Origin of the sequence: Bergeriella denitrificans NBRC 102155, assembly GCF_001592185.1 — a bacterium.
GTDB classification, from domain to species: Bacteria; Pseudomonadota; Gammaproteobacteria; order Burkholderiales; family Neisseriaceae; genus Neisseria; species Neisseria denitrificans.
In genome coordinates this window covers 1-554 of record NZ_BCWL01000388.1, presented here as the reverse complement: position 1 = coordinate 554, position 554 = coordinate 1, and the positions used below count along the sequence as shown (strand labels likewise).

Below are 554 nucleotides of genomic sequence, written 5' to 3'. Positions count from 1 at the left end.
CTCAACACTTAAAGCCATAGATAGCCCCTTTCTGCTGTGTTAAACTGTATTACTTATGCACTAGATATTTTCTAATGCTGAACTAATGCGGGAATTATGAGACCTTTAAATCTCTTATGCAAGGATTATTTTGTGATTTCTAAATCTCTTTTTGGTAATCGTTTGAAAGAACAAAGAAAATTTTTAGGGCTAAGCCAAGCACAAGCTGCTGAAAATGCAGGGATTGAACGTGAAACTTGGGGAAAATATGAACGAGGGGTATTTATGCCGGGAGGAGATGTATTAATCTCTTTTTTGAGCATGGGAATTAATGTCAGTGCTTTATTCTCAATTGAGCCAGAATTTCCAACACTAAAAGTAAGTGCTACGGCATATTCAACTTCAAGTACACAAAAAGCAAAAAACCAGTTACAGGAACCCAAAGCCAGTTATGGTATTGAAAAACATTTGACGGAAGCAGACGAAGAATTATTAGCCATTTTTCATAAATTAAAACTTGAGGATCGACATACATTAAAACGTCAAGCTCAAATGCTATTGGAGATTTCTGAGCG

Annotated in this window: 1 protein-coding gene; it reads left to right on the top strand. The window is 35.9% G+C overall.

Features of this window, described 5'->3' with window-relative positions:
• Positions 1-132 precede the first annotated feature (132 nt).
• A partial coding sequence (locus tag BDE01S_RS11765; RefSeq protein ID WP_255265810.1) for a helix-turn-helix domain-containing protein occupies positions 133-554 on the top strand: 422 nt, incomplete at its 3' end.